The organism is Ochrobactrum sp. SFR4, assembly GCF_019730395.1.
Classification (GTDB): domain Bacteria; phylum Pseudomonadota; class Alphaproteobacteria; order Rhizobiales; family Rhizobiaceae; genus Pseudochrobactrum.
The window spans coordinates 1-236 of record NZ_JAAPBB010001373.1 but is presented as its reverse complement, the minus strand read 5'-3'; the positions used below and the strand labels follow the sequence as shown (position 1 = coordinate 236).

Below are 236 nucleotides of genomic sequence, written 5' to 3'. Positions count from 1 at the left end.
ATAAATCGCTGATATCTTCCGGCTTTTTCAGACCAGCAAAGGCCATTTTATTGCCAGGCATGAACTGCTTCGGTGCAGTCAGATAAGCGGTAAGAGTGGCCTCATCCCAGACCATGCCTTCTTCACCGGCTTTGGTCATGGCAGGGGAATATTTAAAGCCTTCAGCTGTTGCTGTTTTGCGGCCGAAAATATTGACCAGATGCGGGCCTACGCGGTTTTTTACGTCTTCAACAGTG

At 48.7% G+C, this 236-nt stretch carries 1 protein-coding gene; it reads right to left on the bottom strand.

Going from position 1 to position 236, the window contains the following annotated elements; all coding sequences use genetic code 11:
- Positions 1-236: c-type cytochrome (locus HBA93_RS23520; protein WP_502910197.1), on the bottom strand; the 236-nt coding region annotated here is incomplete at both ends.